24 protein-coding genes are annotated in these 20,091 nt (G+C 38.9%); 21 read left to right on the top strand and 3 right to left on the bottom strand.

Annotated features, from left to right (window positions below; translation table 11 throughout):
* Positions 1-4: 4 nt before the first annotated feature.
* From gluQRS to trxA, 3 genes are read left to right on the top strand one after another with little or no spacing between them, the layout of a single operon-like run.
* The gene (gene gluQRS, locus EO122_RS00505; protein ID WP_127008898.1) at positions 5-931 is read left to right on the top strand and encodes a tRNA glutamyl-Q(34) synthetase GluQRS; all 927 of its coding nucleotides are present in this window, start codon (positions 5-7) and stop codon (positions 929-931) included.
* Between the two features lie 24 nt (positions 932-955).
* Complete coding sequence (locus EO122_RS00500; protein WP_127008897.1) at positions 956-1,327, top strand: CoA-binding protein; 372 nt, start codon at positions 956-958, stop codon at positions 1,325-1,327.
* Positions 1,328-1,339: 12 nt separating this feature from the next.
* Positions 1,340-1,663, top strand: a complete 324-nt coding sequence (trxA, locus tag EO122_RS00495) for a thioredoxin (protein WP_127008896.1) — start codon at positions 1,340-1,342, stop codon at positions 1,661-1,663.
* A gap of 63 nt (positions 1,664-1,726) precedes the next feature.
* On the opposite strand, the gene EO122_RS00490 is transcribed toward trxA, so the two are convergent.
* Positions 1,727-3,055, bottom strand: a complete 1,329-nt coding sequence (locus EO122_RS00490; RefSeq protein WP_127008895.1) for a threonine/serine exporter ThrE family protein — start codon at positions 3,053-3,055, stop codon at positions 1,727-1,729.
* Between the two features lies 1 nt (position 3,056).
* Positions 3,057-3,323: a DUF896 domain-containing protein gene (locus tag EO122_RS00485; RefSeq protein ID WP_240632618.1), complete on the bottom strand. Its 267-nt coding sequence runs from the start codon at positions 3,321-3,323 to the stop codon at positions 3,057-3,059.
* Between the two features lie 151 nt (positions 3,324-3,474).
* On the opposite strand from EO122_RS00485, the gene nth reads away from it, so the two are divergent.
* From nth to EO122_RS00410, 15 genes are all read left to right on the top strand, one after another.
* On the top strand, positions 3,475-4,110 hold the full coding sequence (gene nth / locus EO122_RS00480) for an endonuclease III (RefSeq protein WP_127008894.1): 636 nt from the start codon (positions 3,475-3,477) through the stop codon (positions 4,108-4,110).
* A 1-nt stretch (position 4,111) separates the two neighbouring features.
* Complete coding sequence (locus EO122_RS00475; protein ID WP_127008893.1) at positions 4,112-5,614, top strand: hypothetical protein; 1,503 nt, start codon at positions 4,112-4,114, stop codon at positions 5,612-5,614.
* 2 nt (positions 5,615-5,616) lie between these two features.
* A complete protein-coding gene (locus EO122_RS00470; protein WP_126937419.1) occupies positions 5,617-5,907 on the top strand; it encodes a YdbC family protein in 291 nt (96 codons plus the stop codon).
* An 86-nt stretch (positions 5,908-5,993) separates the two neighbouring features.
* Positions 5,994-6,191 (top strand): 50S ribosomal protein L31, encoded by a 198-nt coding sequence (gene rpmE, locus EO122_RS00465; RefSeq protein ID WP_009354094.1) that lies wholly within the window; start codon positions 5,994-5,996, stop codon positions 6,189-6,191.
* A 72-nt stretch (positions 6,192-6,263) separates the two neighbouring features.
* Positions 6,264-7,154 (top strand): DUF1385 domain-containing protein, encoded by an 891-nt coding sequence (locus tag EO122_RS00460; protein WP_127008892.1) that lies wholly within the window; start codon positions 6,264-6,266, stop codon positions 7,152-7,154.
* Between the two features lie 12 nt (positions 7,155-7,166).
* Positions 7,167-8,249 carry a peptide chain release factor 1 gene (prfA, locus tag EO122_RS00455; protein ID WP_127008891.1) on the top strand — a complete coding sequence of 361 codons (1,083 nt, stop codon included), beginning with the start codon at positions 7,167-7,169 and terminating at the stop codon, positions 8,247-8,249.
* Positions 8,242-9,198, top strand: a complete 957-nt coding sequence (gene prmC / locus EO122_RS00450) for a peptide chain release factor N(5)-glutamine methyltransferase (protein ID WP_127008890.1) — start codon at positions 8,242-8,244, stop codon at positions 9,196-9,198. Before prfA ends, prmC begins: the two co-directional genes overlap by 8 nt.
* A gap of 264 nt (positions 9,199-9,462) precedes the next feature.
* Positions 9,463-10,557 carry an L-threonylcarbamoyladenylate synthase gene (locus EO122_RS00445; RefSeq protein ID WP_127008889.1) on the top strand — a complete coding sequence of 365 codons (1,095 nt, stop codon included), beginning with the start codon at positions 9,463-9,465 and terminating at the stop codon, positions 10,555-10,557.
* Positions 10,558-10,575: 18 nt separating this feature from the next.
* Positions 10,576-11,019, top strand: coding sequence for a low molecular weight protein arginine phosphatase (locus tag EO122_RS00440; protein ID WP_127008888.1), 444 nt, complete (start codon positions 10,576-10,578; stop codon positions 11,017-11,019).
* A gap of 171 nt (positions 11,020-11,190) precedes the next feature.
* The gene (gene rpiB / locus EO122_RS00435) at positions 11,191-11,628 is read left to right on the top strand and encodes a ribose 5-phosphate isomerase B (RefSeq protein WP_126937424.1); all 438 of its coding nucleotides are present in this window, start codon (positions 11,191-11,193) and stop codon (positions 11,626-11,628) included.
* A 10-nt stretch (positions 11,629-11,638) separates the two neighbouring features.
* The gene (surE, locus tag EO122_RS00430; RefSeq protein ID WP_127008887.1) at positions 11,639-12,400 is read left to right on the top strand and encodes a 5'/3'-nucleotidase SurE; all 762 of its coding nucleotides are present in this window, start codon (positions 11,639-11,641) and stop codon (positions 12,398-12,400) included.
* 276 nt (positions 12,401-12,676) lie between these two features.
* Complete coding sequence (locus tag EO122_RS00425; protein ID WP_126937426.1) at positions 12,677-13,240, top strand: biotin transporter BioY; 564 nt, start codon at positions 12,677-12,679, stop codon at positions 13,238-13,240.
* A 107-nt stretch (positions 13,241-13,347) separates the two neighbouring features.
* Entirely contained in the window at positions 13,348-14,052 is a 705-nt protein-coding gene (gene bioD, locus EO122_RS00420; protein WP_127008886.1) for a dethiobiotin synthase, read from the top strand.
* A 33-nt stretch (positions 14,053-14,085) separates the two neighbouring features.
* Positions 14,086-15,432: an adenosylmethionine--8-amino-7-oxononanoate transaminase gene (bioA, locus tag EO122_RS00415; protein WP_127008885.1), complete on the top strand. Its 1,347-nt coding sequence runs from the start codon at positions 14,086-14,088 to the stop codon at positions 15,430-15,432.
* A 120-nt stretch (positions 15,433-15,552) separates the two neighbouring features.
* Positions 15,553-15,813 (top strand): hypothetical protein, encoded by a 261-nt coding sequence (locus EO122_RS00410; protein ID WP_127008884.1) that lies wholly within the window; start codon positions 15,553-15,555, stop codon positions 15,811-15,813.
* A 151-nt stretch (positions 15,814-15,964) separates the two neighbouring features.
* Here the strand turns inward: EO122_RS00410 and EO122_RS00405 are convergent, their stop codons facing one another.
* A complete protein-coding gene (locus EO122_RS00405; protein ID WP_127008883.1) occupies positions 15,965-17,701 on the bottom strand; it encodes an NFACT family protein in 1,737 nt (578 codons plus the stop codon).
* A gap of 505 nt (positions 17,702-18,206) precedes the next feature.
* Here EO122_RS00405 and EO122_RS00400 point away from each other — a divergent pair.
* Genes EO122_RS00400 through rpoZ form a run of 3 tightly spaced genes read left to right on the top strand, consistent with a single transcriptional unit; the run spans position 18,207 to position 20,014 of the window.
* Complete coding sequence (locus EO122_RS00400; RefSeq protein ID WP_127008882.1) at positions 18,207-19,088, top strand: YicC/YloC family endoribonuclease; 882 nt, start codon at positions 18,207-18,209, stop codon at positions 19,086-19,088.
* 24 nt (positions 19,089-19,112) lie between these two features.
* The gene (gene gmk / locus EO122_RS00395) at positions 19,113-19,748 is read left to right on the top strand and encodes a guanylate kinase (protein WP_127008881.1); all 636 of its coding nucleotides are present in this window, start codon (positions 19,113-19,115) and stop codon (positions 19,746-19,748) included.
* A gap of 53 nt (positions 19,749-19,801) precedes the next feature.
* Positions 19,802-20,014, top strand: coding sequence for a DNA-directed RNA polymerase subunit omega (gene rpoZ / locus EO122_RS00390; protein ID WP_009354099.1), 213 nt, complete (start codon positions 19,802-19,804; stop codon positions 20,012-20,014).
* Positions 20,015-20,091 lie beyond the last annotated feature (77 nt).

Here is a 20,091-nt window from a genome sequence, read left to right as displayed (position 1 = left end):
GATTATGAAAGGCCGTTTTGCACCGAGTCCTACGGGACATATGCATGTAGGGAATATATGGGTAGCATTTCTATCCTATTGGTCTGCACGGCGACAAGGTGGGGAATACATCGTTCGCATCGAAGATGTAGATACACAACGATCCAAGCCTATATATGCGGAACATATACTAGAAGACTTAGCCTGGCTAGGGTTCACTTGGGATGAAGAGCCGACGTATCAATCGCAGCGATTACCTGTGTATGAACAATATGTAATGGAATTGCAACAGCAACAACGCTTGTATCCATGCTATTGCAATCGAGCTCGGTTACAAGAAATTAGTAGCGCTCCCCACCAAGGAGAGTCACATCATGTGTATGATGGGTATTGCTTTACGAATACACCAACTGTTGGAGAGAGACCTCCTTCCTGGCGATTTCATATGCCGAATGAAGAAAATAGTTTTATAGATATATACAGAGGTCGTGTCCAGTATGAGGTACAATCCTTAGTCGATGATATTATATTGAAGCGGTGGGATGGCATGATAGCCTATCATTTAGCGGTAGTCATTGATGATTATGATATGGGAGTTACGGAAGTCATTCGAGGCAATGATTTACTACCTGTTACAGGACATCAAATTACTTTGGCTCATGCCTTTGAACTCTCTGGGTTACAATATGGACATGTCCCAATGCTAGTCGATGAAGAAGGATATCGTTTATCCAAACGACAACAAAGTATTACTATACGTGACTTGCAAGGTCAGGGAGCATCTCCTGAGCACATATGGGGGTGGTTGGCGTTATCCACAGGAATTTTAGAGCCTGGTGATGTACCTAGGTGTAGAAAAATATCTCTTGATGAATTACTAGGCATAAAGATTTCTCCCCAAGTGTTAGCTCAAGATATAATTAAATTGACAAATTTCGATATTATGGTATGATAGTACAGTAATGAGGTGATACGTATGTCAATGGAAACAGCGATCCAAGAAAAAACGTGGGCTGTTTTAGGCGCCACAACAAGAACCGATAAGTTCGGATATAAGATTTTCAAACATCTTGTCAATAAAGGGTATACAGTGTATCCAGTGAATCCTAATATTACATCCATCGATGGTGTACCATGTTATCCAAGCTTACAGGACTTGCCTGTAGTGCCTACTGTGGTAGACTTTGTGGTACCAGAAAAAGTGGGTTTAGAAGCCCTCGATAGTTGTAAAGCGTTAGGAGTTAAGACGGTTTGGTTACAACCAGGTGCGGATAAACCAGCAGTAGTCAAAAAAGCAACGGATTTAGGTCTTGAAGTGATTCAAGATTGTGTATTGATTCAAATCTAATAGGAGGCTTTCATGAGCGCAATTATTGATGTAACAACAGCAAATTTTAAAGAAGTAGTGTCAACGAACGACAAAGTAACAGTAGTGGACTTTTGGGCACCATGGTGCGGATACTGTGTTCGCATGATGCCTGTATACGATGAATTAGCGGCTGCTTTGGGTGATAAAGTGACATTGACAAAAGTAAACACTGATGAACAACCTGAATTAGCTCAATTCTTCAAAATCGAAATTTTACCTACATTTGCTATCTTTAAAAATGGTGAAATCGTAGATCGTAAAATTGGTTTCATTCCATTAGAAGAATTAAAAGCAGCTGTAGAAGCTCATCTATAATACATACTATCAAATAAAAAGCATGTATCTCATTGACAGTGCGTCATAAGATACATGCTTTTCTTATGTATATCGTTTATCTAATAAACTTTCTAGTTTTTCCTCTTTTCTAGCATCTAATATTTTGCCAGCTAGAATAGAAGGAATAGCAACGCCTACACCGATGGATATGATGATTAGGATGGCGGTGACTCCACTTTGAATGGCTTCGACTAAGGTTGCAGATGTGAGCGAATTAATATGTAACATGGCATATAAAAATCGATAGATAAATACGCCAGGTACAAGAGGAATCGCTGATGGAATCGCTAGTACTTTGGAAGATGTTTTACCATGACGAGCAGCTTTTAATGAGAATAAACTCACCATAGCGGCAGCGATGAACGTAGCGCCGAATACAGAAAATCCTAAATGAAGTATTAACGTATTTTTCACTAAAATAGCAATAAGGCCACCTATACCAATAAGAGGTAATAAACGCTTCGGTGTGTAAAACATGACAGCATAGCCAGCAGCGCCGACCACGGCAGCTCCTAATAGGACGGGAGAAATACTGTCTGGTACAATGCTCAGATGAGTAAAATCATAGGTATGGTTAAAATATTGTGCCATACTAATCCCTACAGTCATACTGCCCACAATGAGTAACGTATGTACAGCTCGAGATATTCCTGCCAAAATGTAGTTGTTTAGCAAATCATCGACGGTATTAATGAGAGGAATGCCAGGAACCATAAACAATGTGCAAGCAATCATAGCATAGATCACATCGGAGGAATCAAATACACAGCCAGATATAAAGGCGAGTCCAGAGGAAACCATGGCTGCACAAGCAATGCCAATATAGCCATTGATTTGAAAGCGTTTAAATATGAGTTGCACAATGAATCCTAATAAAGCGCAAACGGTTGTAATCCATGCAGAGATAATAGTACCCCCAAATAAGATGGGAAAAGCTCCACAGGCAAATCCTGCAAAGATGGCAGATGTAGCATCCGAATAGAGAGGATCTTTTTTAGCAATCTCTTCCAGTTCTTGGGAAAACTCATCAAGAGTATACTCATTACGTAATGCAGTCCAAGTTAAGACACTAATGGCGGAAATAATATCCATATTAGCTCCTAAATATTGGACTTTTCTAAAGGATGTAAAGCAATCTTCTGGACTATGAATATTAATTAAAATATTAGAGTAGGCAATATGGATATGAAGATAATCTGCTGGAATTCCCATATATGCGGCCGCGCGACGCATATCTCGAACAATTTGGTTCGCATTGGCTCCATTTTCAGATAATAAACAGCCCATACGGAGTAGAATTTTCACCTTTTTTCTGATTTCCACAAAGGGTTTTTCTAAAATATGCAAATCCTTTTCTGTGTATTGAGACATATTAATGCTTCTTCCGTAAGTATTTCGTATCTAAATCTACATCAACTTCCACAGTATCTGCTTCAGGTTCAGCATCTACAAACTCAATAGATTCCAGATGTTGTACCACTTGGGCACGGATAAAACCTAAATACACTTCATATAAATCTTTCTTTTCTGCTAACTCTTCTTCTGTTAAGTTTTGGCCAGATTTTTTTTTCGCTGCCAACGCATTAATGCGTGTTAATGCTTCTTCCATGGTCATTTCTTTTTTTTCTTGTTCTGTCATATATAATCTCCTTATTTGTTACTAGACTTTCTTTATGGTATGATACTCTATATACTAGGTTAGATAAAAGTATATAACCGATGATATTCATTGTAGATTTATATTATAACACAATTTATATAGTTTTTTCATCTTAGAGGAGAAGGCTCCGATGCGAATCACAAAAGCCATTAAGGCAGAGCAAATACGAATATTGGGAGAAGTCTACCATGATGCAAAACCAGCCTTAGAGTACACAACACCTTTTGAATTACTAGTGGCGGTGGCGCTGTCTGCACAATGTACGGACGACCGAGTCAATATTGTAACAAAACGACTCTTTCCTAAATACAGCGACCCAAAAGATATGTATGAATTGGGGATTCCAGGGTTAGAGGCATTAATTAAAGACTGTGGCCTATATCGTTCCAAGGCAAAACATATTCACGAAACATGCAAGATTCTAGTGGAACAATACAATAGTGAGGTACCTCAAGATTTTGATACCTTAGTCACATTGCCAGGGGTAGGGCGTAAGACTGCTAATGTATTAGTGTCTATTCTATTTGATACGCCAGCCATTGCTGTAGATACTCATGTGTTCCGAGTGTCCAATCGGTTAGGTATAGCCAAGGGGAAAACACCAGACGAAGTAGAAAAGAAACTGAAAAAAGCAATTCCTATGGAACACTGGAGTGCCGCACATCATTGGATGATCTGGCATGGCCGAAAGATTTGCAAAGCACGAAAACCATTATGTGACGAATGCCCTTTATATGATGTATGCCAATCGGCGGGGAAGGTATAATATGACAGAACAAATGAGACGTCTCATAGAGACTTTTACAAAAGTAGGTGTTACAGGACCAGCTATTGTACAAGAAATAGCAAGATTTAGAGTATTAGATCAAATCATTACCCAAAGTGGTGAAGTTCGTGAGTGGGGCATTATACCGAAAGAATTATTTGAGCTTGCTCAAACATCTACAGTAGATATGTTTGGACCCTTGCCATATGATGAAGCAGGGTTTAAGGAAATTTACGGCATTTCCTTTAGTGTAGAATTGATGGACTTCATCAGTGCTACTGGCTATTACGAAGGTGTGTCTGCCGGTCGCCAGTGGTCTGTACCGATGCAAGAAGTTATCGACTTCCATAAGAATACAGAGGGAATCATTCTCTTTGCTTATTTTGAGGAATACGCAGCTATCGCAGAAGAAATTATGCAAACCCTTCCAACAGATCGGTTGCTCTTCTATACAGCTTCTGAAAGTTGCTATGATTTATTTCGCAGTTTATACCCACTAGCACCTGTTATCAATGAATGGCCAGAAGATGTTATCTTTGACCACATTGTGGCAGCTACTTCCGGTATGTTTACGGCGCCAGTAACAACGATGGAACAAATGGCAGCTCGTGTCAATAATGTTAGTGAAAAAGGTACTGTGCGGTACTTCATTCCAGTGTCTGCTGTGCAAGATCAATTAAATATGAATCGAGTAGCCTTACAGTTTATGATTCTACAAAATCATTTAGAAGCGGTTCGAGAATGGGCTCCTTTACAAACCTATGAGTTCCGTTATGGATTAGGACCTGTGAAAAAAGTAGACTTGTCCATTTGTGAAGTCGTTGAAGATGGGTATAAACAAACCAACTTTATTCCATTGCCTCACGAAATTTTGGCATCCATGGAAACATTTAGTTTGGCTCATTATGGACTTTCACTATATGGTGTACAAGTGAGCATGAATCCGAAACATCCAACCATGGGTGAAGATGGATATATGCATGGTGATTATCGCATTCCAACTTATATGCAACGCATGTTTGAAGCCTTGGAAGGATACTATTTACAAGTATCTATGAAAGGCATCGATGTATCTGTTACATTAGAACAAAAAGGTGGTATCCCATTAGGAGCATCTCCAGAAGATACAGCTGTACAAGAGGCTATGGAACAATCTATTTTACAAGATGATACAGTAGAATACCATTGGTACTTTAACCATCCAAGTGCGCCATTTTTGTGGTATACATATTTCAATAGTGAAGAAGGAAAACAAGTGGTCCGTACCTTAGCATCTATGGTGACCACAACACCTGCTTTATTACAATTAATGGGTAGTTGCCGTCGTCAAGTGGTGAAAGAAGAGGCGTTAGCTACATTTGCCACAACGTTTACCACATCATTAGAACAATATGAAGCAGAAAAAGCACAAGCCGAAACAAACTGGGCCAATGCATTAGCAGGATTGGCTGCTGCTATTGTACCAGAACCAACAGAAGTTAATACGGAAGTAGAGGAGGACTAATCATGGGAGTTGTAAATTATTCGATCTATAAAGTACTAGGTACATTGTCTGAAAATAAAGACGGTATGAAAAAACAATTAACATGCACAAGCTGGGGACGTTATAATCCTAAATTCGATATCCGTGCTTGGGATGAAGATTACGTACAAATGACAAAAGGAGTCACATTAAGCCTAGAAGAAATCTTAGAATTAAAAGAAATCTTAAATTCTGTGGATTTAGAAGAAGCTTTAGAAGAAGCAAAACAAGAACGAGCGGAGGCTAAAAAATTAGAAGCAGAAAAATCTGAATAAGTCATAGCCCCTAGTGTTGCATAGATACGAGTATTCGTGATATAATCTATAGGAAAAGTTTAGACGTTGAAAAGAGGTGTATATACATGAAAGAAGGAATTCATCCTAATTATGCGGAAGCAACTGTAACTTGCGGTTGTGGAAACACATTCAAAACTGGTTCTGTTAAAGGTGATCTTCGCGTGGACGTTTGCTCCAACTGCCATCCATTCTTCACAGGCCAACAACGTGCGGCTAAAGCTCGCGGTCGTATCGAACAATTTAACAAACGTTACGGCAAATAATTGCGTACACAAACTATACAAATTAATTGGCAGAGCTAAGGCTCTGCCTATATTTGTTTTACAGGAGAATCTATGACTCAACAACGAGTAAAGAAATTTGTCGGTGGTCAAGCAGTGATTGAAGGGGTTATGATGCGTGGTCCTAAAATTATGGCCACAGCTTGCCGTAAGCCGGATGGAACTATAACGGTAAAAGAAGAACCTACAACATCTATCCAGGACAAGTATCCTGTGTTGAAACTGCCTTTCTTACGTGGAACTGTAGCTTTGTTTGAATCCTTAGTGATCGGTATGAAAGCCTTATCCTTTTCCGCACAAGCTTCTGGAGAAGAAGAGGAGGAAGTAACGAATAAGGAAATCGCCATCACTATGGCTGTATCTGTGTTGATCGCAGCGGCATTATTTATTGCCTTACCGACATGGTTGGCAAAATTCATGCTAGGTGCCGGCTCAGATCATATGATATTGAATCTATATGAAGGAACCATTCGATTAGTTCTTTTTTTACTATATATTTTTGCGATTGGACTCACTCCAGATATTAAGCGTGTCTTTCAGTATCATGGGGCAGAGCATAAAACCATTCACACTTATGAAAATGATAGACCATTAACAGTAGAAGAAGTGCGAAAGCATTCGAGATTACATGCTCGTTGTGGTACAAACTTCTTGCTATTTGTCATGGTCGTGAGTATATTTGTATTTGCTTTTCTAGGTTGGCCAAACTTAGTGGAACGCATCGTTTCCAGATTAGCCCTTATGCCTGTAGTAGCAGGTATTTCTTATGAGTTAATCCGTTTTGCTGGACGCTCTCAAAACTCACTGGTAAAAGCTATGATCGCTCCAGGCCTTGTGTTACAATACATGACAACACGAGAACCAGATGACGATCAAATTGAAGTGGCCATTCGTGCCTTACAATCGGTGCGACCTAGTGAAGAAGACGCATACGAAGATGAGTAGAAAGGAGTCACCGTGTTAGTAGAGAAACTACAAGTGATTGAAGATAAATTTTTAGACTTGGAACAGCGTATTTCTGACCCAGATGTGATTGCTCGCCAAGAAGAATGGCGTAAATTGACGCGTCAACATGCATCCTTAACAGATACGGTAAATACATTCCGTCAATATAAACAAGTCTTAGCCGGTATTGAAGAAGCGTTGGAAGTGTTAGGCGACAAAAGCCTTGATGAAGACTTCCGTGCTATGGCTCAAGAAGAATTGAATGAGTTAAAAGTTCGCCGAGATGAATTAGAGGCAGAATTACATATTTTGCTATTACCAAAAGATCCGAATGATGATAAAAATATTATCGTCGAAATTCGTGGCGGTGCTGGTGGTGATGAAGCAGCTTTGTTCGCAGGGGATTTATTCCGTATGTTCACAAAGTATGCAGAAACACAAGGCTGGAGATGTACCATCATCGATGCGAACGAGCCTGAATTAGGGGGCTTTAAAGAGGTCGTGTTCTCCATCGAAGGCGACAGTGTATATTCTAAGTTAAAATTTGAAAGTGGCGTACATCGTGTGCAACGTGTGCCAGATACAGAATCTTCCGGACGTATCCATACGTCTACTGTAACGGTAGCGGTATTACCAGAAGCAGAAGATATCGACATCGAAATCAATGAAAAAGATTTGGAAATCGATACATACCGCGCATCTGGTGCAGGTGGACAGCACATTAATAAAACGGAGTCAGCTGTCCGTATTACACACAAACCATCTGGTATTGTGGTAGCTTGTCAGGATGAGCGTTCTCAGCTCAAAAACCGTGAAAAAGCAATGCGCGTATTGCGTGCTAAATTACAAGATAAAGCAGAGCAAGAGGCGACATCAGCTATGGCAGCAGACCGTAAAAGCCAAGTGGGTACAGGGGATCGCTCCGAGCGTATTCGTACGTACAACTATCCACAAGGTCGTGTTACAGACCATCGAATTAACTTAACTTTATACAAATTAAATGCTGTATTAAATGGAGATATGGATGAATTAATCCAAGCCTTAATCACAGCAGAACAAGCCGCTAAAATGCAAGAGGCAAATCAACATGGATAATGAGTTATGGACTATTAGTCGCATGCTCCAATGGACAGAGCAGTATTTTCGCTCCAAAGGCATAGAATCAAGCCGCTTGGATGGGGAAGTACTGCTTTCTCATAGTTTGGGCTGTGACCGCATGTACTTATATGTCAATTTTGATCGACCTTTGGACAAAGCTGAATTAGATGCCTATCGACCTCTAGTGGTACAACGTGCGAAGGGATATAGTGTAGCAGCTATTACAGGGCATAAAGAATTTATGGGATTAGACTTTCATGTCAATGAGCATGTATTGATTCCCCGTCCTGATACGGAAACATTAATTGAAGATATTTTGGATCTATATGACGTAGAATCTGCGCCGCGGATTTTAGATTTATGTACCGGCCCAGGCACTATATTGCTAAGTTTACTGCACTATTTACCGAACGCCATTGGTATAGGAGTAGATATTTCCAATACAGCCTTAGCAGTCGCTGAGGACAATCGCATATCTTTAGAATTAGCCGATGTTTCAAGGTTCTGTGAAAGTGATATAAAACAGCTGTTAGAACAGGTGAACATAGGCAAAGGTAATGAATATAATGCGTTAATGGATGCTTGTAAGTCTTTATTTGGAGAACAAATCACATCCTTAGAAGGAGTATTTGATGTACTTGTGTCGAACCCACCATATATTACAACAGCGGAGATGAAAGCATTATCTCAAGAGGTATTACACGAGCCTCATATTGCATTACATGGGGGAACTACGGGATTAGAGTTTTATATTCCTATCATTCGTGAAGGCTGGCGTCTTGTTAAAGACCATGGTTACCTTGCCATCGAAATTGGACAAGGCCAAGAAGAGGCAGTAGCAAAGCTAGCTGGAGAAACAGGATGCTATGGAGAACCAGTGTATCAACGAGATATCGCTGGTATAATACGTGAAGTGCGTTGGGAAGTACGACGCTCTTCTATATAAAATTTTGTCCGGTACATGTGATAGCGGAGATAGAGCGCCATATACTTCTCCACAAATTTACGTTCCACTGAGATTTGCTCCGAAGTATATGGCACTCTATCTGTAGTAATCAACAATATCCTGTACAAACAAAAGTTTATATACGGCTCGCTTTGTGGAGGAAGGATGAGAGTTGAAAATTACTGTCTCATATAGTTTAAAATAAGTTTGTTATAAGTGATATAATAGTAAATAGGAAACAGTACATAGGAAAGGAGGTATGATATGGAAGTAGTAGATCATATTGAGACACAGTTATTAACTGCAAATGATGTGGAGTTAGCCGGTACTTTGCTTCGTGTAGGGGAGTTGGTAGCTATACCTACGGAGACGGTCTACGGTTTAGGAGCTAATGGACTGGCAGCAGATGCGATGGATCGTATTTATGAAGCAAAAGGGCGACCTTCGGACAATCCTTTGATTTTACATGTATGTGACCAATCTATGGTACATCGTTTAGTACAACATATCACTCCTTTAGAACAAACCTTAATGGATACCTTTTGGCCTGGCCCATTAACGATTACCTTTGAAAAGTCAGCACTTGTGCCAGAACGAGCGACCGGTGGACTTTCACGGGTAGCATTACGATGTCCAGATCATGACGTATGCCGTGAAATCATACGTATTGCAGGTGTGCCTATCGCAGCGCCTAGTGCTAATCGGTCAGGGCGACCAAGTCCAACCACCGCAGAAGCAGTTCTGCATGATATGAAAGGACGTATTCATGCAATAGTGGATGCAGGTCCCTGTGAAATAGGTGTAGAATCTACAGTCGTACAAGTCGAAGATGATGCGGTGATTATCTTGCGTCCAGGTGGTGTTACAAAAGAGATGCTAGAAATGGTGGCGGACCATGTGGTATATGATACGGCATTGCATGACCCTACAGAAGCGCCGAAAGCGCCAGGGATGAAATATCGCCATTATGCACCAGACATGCCTGTTCAAGTACTCGTGGGACAGTCATTAATAGTAGCAGAACATATGAAAGACATCATAGATGCGATAGTTCAGCAGGAACCTATGTTACAGGAAGATTGTAAGGGAAAGCCGAGAATTGGGTTATTACTTTCAGAGGAAACTTTAGAAAATTTAAATGCAGTGCTTCCTAATTTTACACTTTCAGTAGATATCATTGTATATGGTGAACAAGCAGAGCCTATTGCATTGGCCAATCGTTTATACGATAGTTTATTACAGTTTAACGACATTGGTGTGGATACATTGATTGTGGAAGGATGTACACCAGTAGGACTTGGCGTGGCCGTTATGAATCGCTTAGAGAAGGCCAGTGGTGGTCATGTAACATTGCTTTAAAGTATAGTAGAGGTAATTATGAATTTATTATTTGTATGTACAGGAAATACGTGTCGTAGTCCCATGGCAGAAGGGATTGCACGCGCAGTTGGACGTGAACAACATGTGGATGTAGTTACGCTGTCTACTGGTCTATTTTGTGTACCAGGGGCTAAGGTCAGTGAAGAATCAGTAGTAGCAGTTCAAGAATTAGTAGGCGAAGATATTAGCGAACATAGCTCTCGTCCGTTAAAAATAGATTTTGTGAAAGCTGCAGATTATGTACTAGCTATGACAGAAGGCCATAAAAAAATATTACTTCGTCAATTTCCTTTTGACAGTAAAAAAATTATGACTCTTGCTGAATTTGGTGGAGAAGACGGAGATGTGGTAGATCCTTTTGGACAATCTCAAGAGGTATATAGTAAAACTGCCAAACAAATTGTGGAGTATCTACGAAAAGGAATTGAACTGCATAAGTAGTAAAATTGATACAAAATATGTGTTAGCTATATATAAAAATATAGTATTCATAGGTAACTTGAGAATACAACGGATACTACGTGTATTTAAAGTTATGTAGTAAGGATACAATTAGAGATATATTTTTCACACAATACTACCTGGAAGAAGTATTGTAGTAAGGAGGATAAAATGAAAGTAGCAGTTGGTTGTGATCATGGTGGATTTCATTTAAAAGAAGCGATTAAAGGATTACTAGAAAAACAAGGTATTGAGTACAAAGATTTTGGTACGTATTCCACAGATTCCATGGACTATCCAGATGTGGCGAAGCCATTGGCAGAAGCTGTGGCAGCGGGTGAATTTGATCGCGGTATTTTGACATGTGGTACAGGTATCGGAATCGGCATTGCAGCGAATAAAGTAAAAGGGATTCGTGCTGCATTATGTCACGATACTTTTTCTGCTCATGCTAGCCGTGAACATAACAATGCTAACGTACTGACTATGGGAGAACGAGTGATTGGTCAAGGCTTAGCATTAGATATCGTCGACATTTGGTTACATACTGAATTTGAAGGCGGTCGCCATGAAAAACGGGTGGAAAAAATCTCGGCTATAGAAGGATAATGATACGAATATGCATATTTTAGTAACAAATGATGACGGCCTATGGGCTCCAGGGATACAAGGGTTAGCACAAGAGTTAGCTAAGCATCACCGTGTGACGGTAGTGGCACCTAAAGTCGAGCAAAGTGCAAAATCTAGTGCATTAACGGTACAAGTACCAATTCGTGCTAAGGAAATGAGCGAAGATGATGAGAACCCTAGAATGGTGTTTGTAGAAGGTACACCTGTAGACTGCGTGAAGTTTTCTCTATCCTATTTATTACAAGAGGACAAGCCAGATTTAGTGGTTTCAGGAATTAACCATGGATTTAATTTAGGGTCTGATGCGATTTATTCAGGTACAGTTGGAGCGGCTATGGAAGGATTGATATATGGTATCCCATCCTTAGCATTATCCCTAGAGCGATATAGTCCAAAACGAATGGATGAAATTCTACCTTTTATTACAGACTTTATCAAAGTGATGTATGAAGATGGACAATACAAAGGATTGCTGAATGTAAACTTTTTGAAAGAAGGACCAATAGGGTGGGACCAAGTGAAAGTGTTCCATCAAGGGTTCCAAGAATATACAAATGTCATTGATGTTCGCCAAGATGCAAAAGGTAGAGAATATTACTGGATTGTGGGGGACCAAGGCTTTCAAAAAGAAGAACGACCAACCGATGTAGGACATATTAAAGAGGGATATATTTCTGTGGTTCCATTAACATGGAAACAAGAAGATACAGTGCAGATAGCAAATGTGGAAAAGTTGGTTAAGTCTTACTAGCCCAAATCGATGGGAGGATTTTGGGGTATTTTTGCGATCTATATTTTGTTTAGATGTATTACGCATATTTAAATACTAAATATATTTTTTGGTTTGAAATATAATCATTAGTACCGATCACTTTGACACAATGGAAGATATTAAAGTGGTCGGTTCTTTTTATTGTAAACTCCTAGTAAATCAATTCGAGTTGACAATGAAAAATAATAGTGCTTTAATACTACTTGAAAGACATTTTTTATCATCATGTATTGTCGATCAAGGGAGGATCGTATCATGAAAGAAGAAGTAAATGTAAGAGGAACGATGAGTGCTAGACAAATTACGATGACGGCTTTATTTGTAGCCTTGGTAGCGGTAGGGGCATTTATTAAAATTCCGATTCCGTATTTGCCATTTACGTTGCAGTTATTGTTTACTACACTGGCAGGATTAATTTTAGGTAGTCGACTGGGCGGAATGAGTGTTGTCATGTATTTAATTCTTGGGCTGGCAGGAGTTCCAATTTTTACTGAAGGTGGCGGACTTATGTATGTTGTAAAACCTACATTTGGATATCTTCTAGGGTTTGCTATTGGAGCTTTTGTGGCGGGTCGCATGGTAGAAACTTCAGTGACGTTAACATTTAAACGATTATTAGCCGCATCCTTTGTAAACCTAGCAATCGTTTATGGAGTGGGGATGCTCTACTTATATGAAATTAAAGATTTATATTTAGGAAAACCAATTGGGCTTGATGCGCTGTTTATCTATTGCTTTGCTTTGCCGGTGATCCCAGATATTTTCCTTTGTATTTTGGCAGCAGTCATTGCAAAACGTTTGATTCCAATTTTGAAGTAAAAAATGAGTGAACGTATATAAGGTGCGTATATAATGATTATATGCACCTTATATGGATTTTACAGAGGAAAATAGCAAGATATACAACGTAAGAAAGGATATGAATCATGACAACTATACAAAAACCAAAGGGGTTATATATCTTAGGAACAGGAACCGATGTTGGTAAAACATATATTACAGCATTGTGGTTGAAACGTCTTCGTGAGGCTGGGCATGATGTAGCCTATTACAAAGCAGCTGTCAGTGGTGCACCTAGTATTACTGAAAGTGATGCAGGGTACGTGAAACAAGTGGCAGGGCTTTCACAGGCAGATGACACATTGCTATCCTATGTATTTGATGAAGCAGTATCGCCCCATTTGGCAGCGCGTCATGAAGGGAAAGTCATCGATAGAACTGTGGTGAATAAAAACTTCTGTCATGTAGCGAGAGCTCATGCATATACAACGGTAGAAGGTAGTGGTGGTATCATATGCCCTTTGCATGTAACAGATACAGAACTGTATATGCTAGAAGATGTGGTAAAAGATTTAAACTTACCCACTATAATAGTAGCCACAGCGGCATTAGGGACGATTAATAGCACAGTATTAACAATTCATTATTTGCAATCCAAAGGTATTCCTGTAAAAGGAATTATTGTAAATCACTACACAGGAAACCCTATGGAAGAAGACAATTGTGTGATGATAGAACGATTAACAGGCATTCCTGTATTAGATCGAGTAGGACCAGGTGAAACATCGTTGCATATGGATGTAGATGCTATGTTAAGTTGTTACGAGGAGATTGTGAATCCCCAGGCGTAATTAGATAATTATAAGAGAGGTATAGGTATACACATGAAAGATTGGGCGAAAAAGGATTTGGAATTAATTTGGCATCCATGTTCTCAAATGAAAGATTATGAAACATTGCCACCGATTGTGATCGACCATGCAAAAGGTTGTTATTTATATGATGTAGAGGGAAAAGAATATATAGATATCATCAGTTCTTGGTGGTGTAATTTATTGGGTCACTGTCATCCAAAGGTAAATGAGGCTATTAAACAACAACTAGATACATTGGAGCATGTTATCTTTGCTAACTTTAGTCATCGCCCTGCCATCACTTTGGCGGAACGTTTGAAAGAAGTAGTACCAGAAGGATTAACACGCTTTCACTTTAGTGATAATGGATCTGGTGCTGTAGAATGTGCTTTGAAAATGGCCTTCCAATATCATTATCAAACAGGTCATCCAGAGCGTCAAAAATTCTTGTGCCTTAGTGAAAGTTACCATGGTGAAACAATCGGTGCTTTATCGGTAGGCAGTATGGATTTATTTGCTGAAATTTATAAACCAATGCTGATGGATCAAACTGTTCATACACAAGGACCAGATTGCTATCGTTGTCCTTATGATACAACGAGAGATAACTGTTCTTGTGAATGCTTTGAGCATATGGAGAAAGATTTTGCAGATCATGGTTCCACGTTGGCGGCTGTCATAGTAGAGCCTTTGATTCAAGGTTGTGCAGGTATGAAAATGTATCCGCCAGAGTACTTACGTAAGTTGCGTGAACTTTGCGATCGTTATGGAGTGCTACTGATTGCTGATGAAATTGCCACAGGTTTTGGTCGTACAGGCAAGTTATTCGCCTTTGACCATGCAGGAGTATCTCCAGATATCATGGCCGTATCCAAAGCATTGACTGGTGGCTATATGCCGATGTCTATTACAGTAGTGGCTGAAAAGATTTACCAAGCTTTCTACGATGACTATCATACGATGAAAGCGTTCATGCATAGCCATACCTATAGTGGTAACCCATTGGGATGTGCTGCTGCATTGGCGGTCCTAGATATATTGCGTGATGAGCATATTTTAGAACAAGCTGAAGATATGGGGAATTATTTACACGATGCCTTAGTGAAAGTCTTAGGCAACCATCCAAATGTAGGTGAAATCCGCCGTATGGGACTAATCAATGCTATCGAACTTGTAAAAGATAAGGATACAAAAGAAGGCTTTGAGGGCTCCTTGCGCATGGGCTATCAAATCTATAAAAAGGCCTTGAATAGAGGTTTATTATTACGTCCATTAGGAAATGTAATCTATTTCAACCCACCTTTAACAATTGATAAAGAGACTATCGATATCGCCATTGAACGAACAGTACAAGCCATGGCAGATGTATTGGGATAAGCTTTAGTCATTAAATATAACTCGTTAAACTATCATCTTTGTGCTATAATCTGGATACAATCTAAACCGCTAAAATATTTTTTAGATTATATAGATGGAAAAGAACCGGAAGATGCTTTGATGTATGAGATTGATAGTGAAGTTCATACGATTAAACAATGTGATGAATGGAGGCGAGATTATATGACGTTAGCATTTGAAATGGAGAATAAACTAAAAGAAGGAATAGAAATAGGTAGAGAAGAAGGTAGGGAAGAAGGGAAAGTTGAAACGGTAATTGGTATGTTAAAAGAAAAGTTGTCTATAGAGATGATTTCTCGTATTACAAAATTAACAGTAGAGCAAATTACTGAAATTGGTAAAATGAATGCATTGTTATAGTAGTGCTATACATAAAAAATGATAAAAAGGCTGTAAGCAAATGGTTTGAATGCTTACAGCCTTTTTGTGTAGTGTATATGCTTTTAATTACATTAACAAATATATTACATATCAGAATGAAGATCAGTATGTGAAACCGGCATAGAACTAGTTAACTGATTTGATTATTTTCTACATATCCTTCAGGTGCTTTAGGTTCTACTACGATGTCGTTATGGGTATTAAAGATGACATACCCCAATGGTGATCCAGGTGGCTTTTTAATATGTTTCACTAAGGTGTAGTCCACGGTTACTTTAGATGTATCTTTCCCTTTGCTAAAGTATGCAGCGATTTGTGCAGCGGCTTCAATCATTTTAATATCTGGCTCAATGTCAGACCGCAAGATCACGTGGGAACCTTGTATATGCTGTGTGTGTAGCCATAGGTCAGTTGGTTTAGCCCAACGGTTGGTGAGATATTCATTTTGTTGGTTATTTTGCCCTACATATACATCGCCTCCAGGGATGGTAAAATGCAAGAAGTTATCCTTTTTAATTTTGAAAGGAATCGGCTTTTTAGATTGACGCAAGATGCCTGCACTTTCACATTCACTGCGGATTTCTTGGACAGCCTGTTTTGTTGTAGCTAGGGATAAACTGTATTGAATGGACTCCAAATAGGCAAGACGCATTGTACTTTGTTCTAATTGGTATTGACCATTCTTAGTACGATTTTTCATTTTCCGATATAGCTTATAATAGGCCTGCGCATTTTCTGTAATGGACAAAGGTGGGTCTAAAGGAATGGTAATGTTTTCACCTTCATCAGACAGGACATTTTGTACCGTTACTTCAGGCTCGTAGTGATGCGGTAAGTAGCTATAAATCATGAGCAAGTCCCCATAGGATTTATACATATCAGTTTTGGATGTATCATCTAATTCGGCTTTAATTTTTTCATGGCGACCTTCTTCTTTTTTGATAGCTGCGGCGATAATTTTTTCTAACTCTTTTCCGGCAGTATGAATGGCTCCTAGCTTTGCCACATCCTGTGAAAGGGCCTCGGAAATTGTTGTGTACTGTATGGTGTCAACAATGGTGTGAGGAGAACTTTCAGAAATAGGAATAGGAGTTAATAAACGTTTGCCGGTTGCTGTAGTATATTGCAATAATCCTTGAGCACTAAGAAGTTGAGATTGCAAATTGGTCAGTCCATCTGTAACTGTATGAATCAGGTCTGATGTCATGGGTGTAGTAGACAGTAAACCCATACGATAACATAGATCATCTAATAGAACAGGACCGAAGCCGTTAAAGATATGACGAATGGTATTACCTATTGTATCTTGTGAAAAGGATTGTAGTAATTGTGTTATCTCTGTACTAGAGAATTGCATGAGATCGACACGAGATGTATTAGGTGGCAAGTCATAAGGTAACTTAGGTGCCACAGAGCGTACACGGTTCATCAGTGGAGTGACGTGAACGAGAGATTCCAAGATGGTTCCGTTTTGTACGAAAATACAATTGGAATATTTGCCCATTAGCTCTACATAGATTTCATTTACAACGATGGAACCGTCTAACCCTAACTTGTCGGCTGTAATTCGGATGATACGGTCCCCGTGAAGTTGCTCGATATTTGTGATGCGAGCCCCTTCAATATGTTTTCGTAAATACATAATAAGAGACGTAGGCTCTTTTGGAGCATCTACTATTTTATCTGTTACATAGATAGACGGAGCGCTTCCTACAGTAATCACTAAGTATGGACTTGTGGTAGGGGTATTAATTTTTAAAAGTATACTTGTTTTGTCAATCTGCTGAATACGTTGAATCTGACCATTTCCTATTTGTTCGTTCAGCTCTCGTATTAACACAGATAATGTTAAGCCATCTAAATTCATGGGATTCCTTTCTGTATAGGTAAATTATTTTGCTATAATATGACAAAATAAATATTGAGTGTACGTGTTAGTAATAAAACTGAGCATGTATTTTCACGAAGTTGCAGAAAATGATTGCCAGTATATTTTGACTTACTAGAGATACAATGTTTATATCGTATTAATAAATAGATTTAAGTTGAATTAGTAAATAGTTTTTAATACCATTCCTATACTAGTATACACTAATCTAGCAGTAGTAGGTATAGATAGTGGAAGAATTACATATAAGACACACAAGACGGTGGCTCCAATTATAAATTTACAGACCATAAAAGAAAAGATATATAGTTCGTTGCGAACAATATGTAGAGATATTGTAATGGACCTCTAGGATATAGTAAATAAAATAAGTAAGCTTGATGATGCTGGTAGATATAGATTAAAGTAAAGAAAACGTTTTATTTTTACGCCTACCGTGCTATACTGAAAGGTAAGAAATAGAACGGAAACGCGAGGTAAATCCATGAACAGTATGACAGGCTTTGGTCGCGGCATAGTGACTACGGAAACAGGAAGTTTCCAAGTAGAGATTAAAACAGTAAATACACGCTATTGTGATATTACTATAAAAAGTCCAAAACAATTTAATGTGTTTGAAGACAAAGTGAGACGGTTGATTCAATCTGCCTTTCAACGTGGTAAGGTAGAGGTGTCCATTTTGTATAAAGAATCAGGAGAGCAAGAAAAAGATTTGCGTATGAACCGAGCCTTATGTGGACAAATTAAACAATTTTTAGTAGATGAAGACTTTTATGCAGATGTGAAAGAGGTTCCTTTATCGGCTATTATGTCCATTTCTTCTGATTGGGTTACTGTAGAAGAACCATCTACTGATGAAGGGACGATTGGTAAAGCCTTAGAAGAAGCAACCCAAATCGCTATAGAAGGTGTTCTTGCAATGCGCGCTAAAGAAGGCGTGGCGATGAAAGAAGATATTACTTCACGTTTACAAGGGATTGAAAAGTTATTTGCCTATATGGAAAGCCGTAGAGATGTGGCTTTGGCACATCATGAAGAACGTTTGTTACAGCGGATTCATACGATGTTAGATAAAGTAGGTGCGGATTTTCAAGAAGAACGCTTTGTTCAAGAAGTGGCTATACTTTCAGATAAAGTAGATATTTCAGAAGAGATTGCTCGATTTGCCTCACATATGGTACAATTAAAGGAAATCCTCGAAGAAGAGGGACCTATTGGACGGAAGCTAGATTTCTTATTACAAGAAATGAATCGTGAAGTCAATACAATGGGGTCTAAGGGGAATGAAATTACAATTGTAGATACAGTTGTACAATTAAAAGTAGAATTAGAAAAAGTAAGAGAGCAAATTCAGAATATAGAATAATGCGTAAGTAGTACTGGAGTTATCATGTCTGACAAAGGAATATTAATCGTCATTTCTGGACCATCTGGTGCGGGGAAGGGTACAATTTGTGCAGAACTTCGCAAGCAAATGCCGAATTTGGTCTATTCTGTATCTATGACCACACGTCAACCACGGGTGGGTGAAGAAGAGGGCATTAGCTATTTCTTCCGCGATGTAGATACATTTGAAAGTTTAATCAAAGAAGATGCATTCTTAGAATATGCGAAAGTGTACGATAACTATTATGGTACACCAAAAGAACACGTGATGAACTTATTAGAAGAAGGCAAAAGCGTGATCTTGGAAATCGATATTCAAGGGGCTATGAAAGTAAAAGAGTCCTATAGTGATGCTGTCTTTATTTATGTAGTGCCTCCTTCATTAGATGTACTCACATCACGTTTGCATGGACGTGGTACAGATGATAAAGAAGTCATCCACAAGCGATTATCCTTGGCTTGCTCGGAATTAGCCTTAGCACATCGCTATGACTATATTGTAGTCAATGATGATTTAGAAGATGCCATTGAAAGAACGGCTTCTATTTTAAGAGCTGAGACCTGCAAGATTAGTCGAAACAAAGAAAAAATTCAATACATTTATAAACGATATAGCAATGAGCAACAAGAAAATCATTAAGTTGCTATTGTTATGTCAAAATACTAGTGTTTAATACAGAGGAGACTTTCATTATGATGGTAGAACCGCATTTAAAAGATTTGGAAAAACAAGTGGATAGTAAATACACATTGGTGACATTAGCAGCTAAGCGTGCTCGTGAATTAACAGATGGAGATCCATCTCTTGTAGGTGAAGTAGGAACAGAAAATCCTGTATCCATTGCTTTGTATGAAATCGCTGCAGAGCAAGTAGGTTTTGAACGCACAAAAGATGGCGTAAAATAATTTGATATATTGATAATAGACACCTAATGAATAGAGGAATTAACACTGTATTCATTAGGTATTTTTTTAACGTATAC

Origin of the sequence: Veillonella sp. CHU110 (assembly GCF_003992255.1) — a bacterium.
GTDB lineage: Bacteria > Bacillota > Negativicutes > Veillonellales > Veillonellaceae > F0422.
The sequence above is the reverse complement of the archived record's forward strand: the minus strand, read 5'-3'. Positions and strand labels throughout refer to the sequence as shown.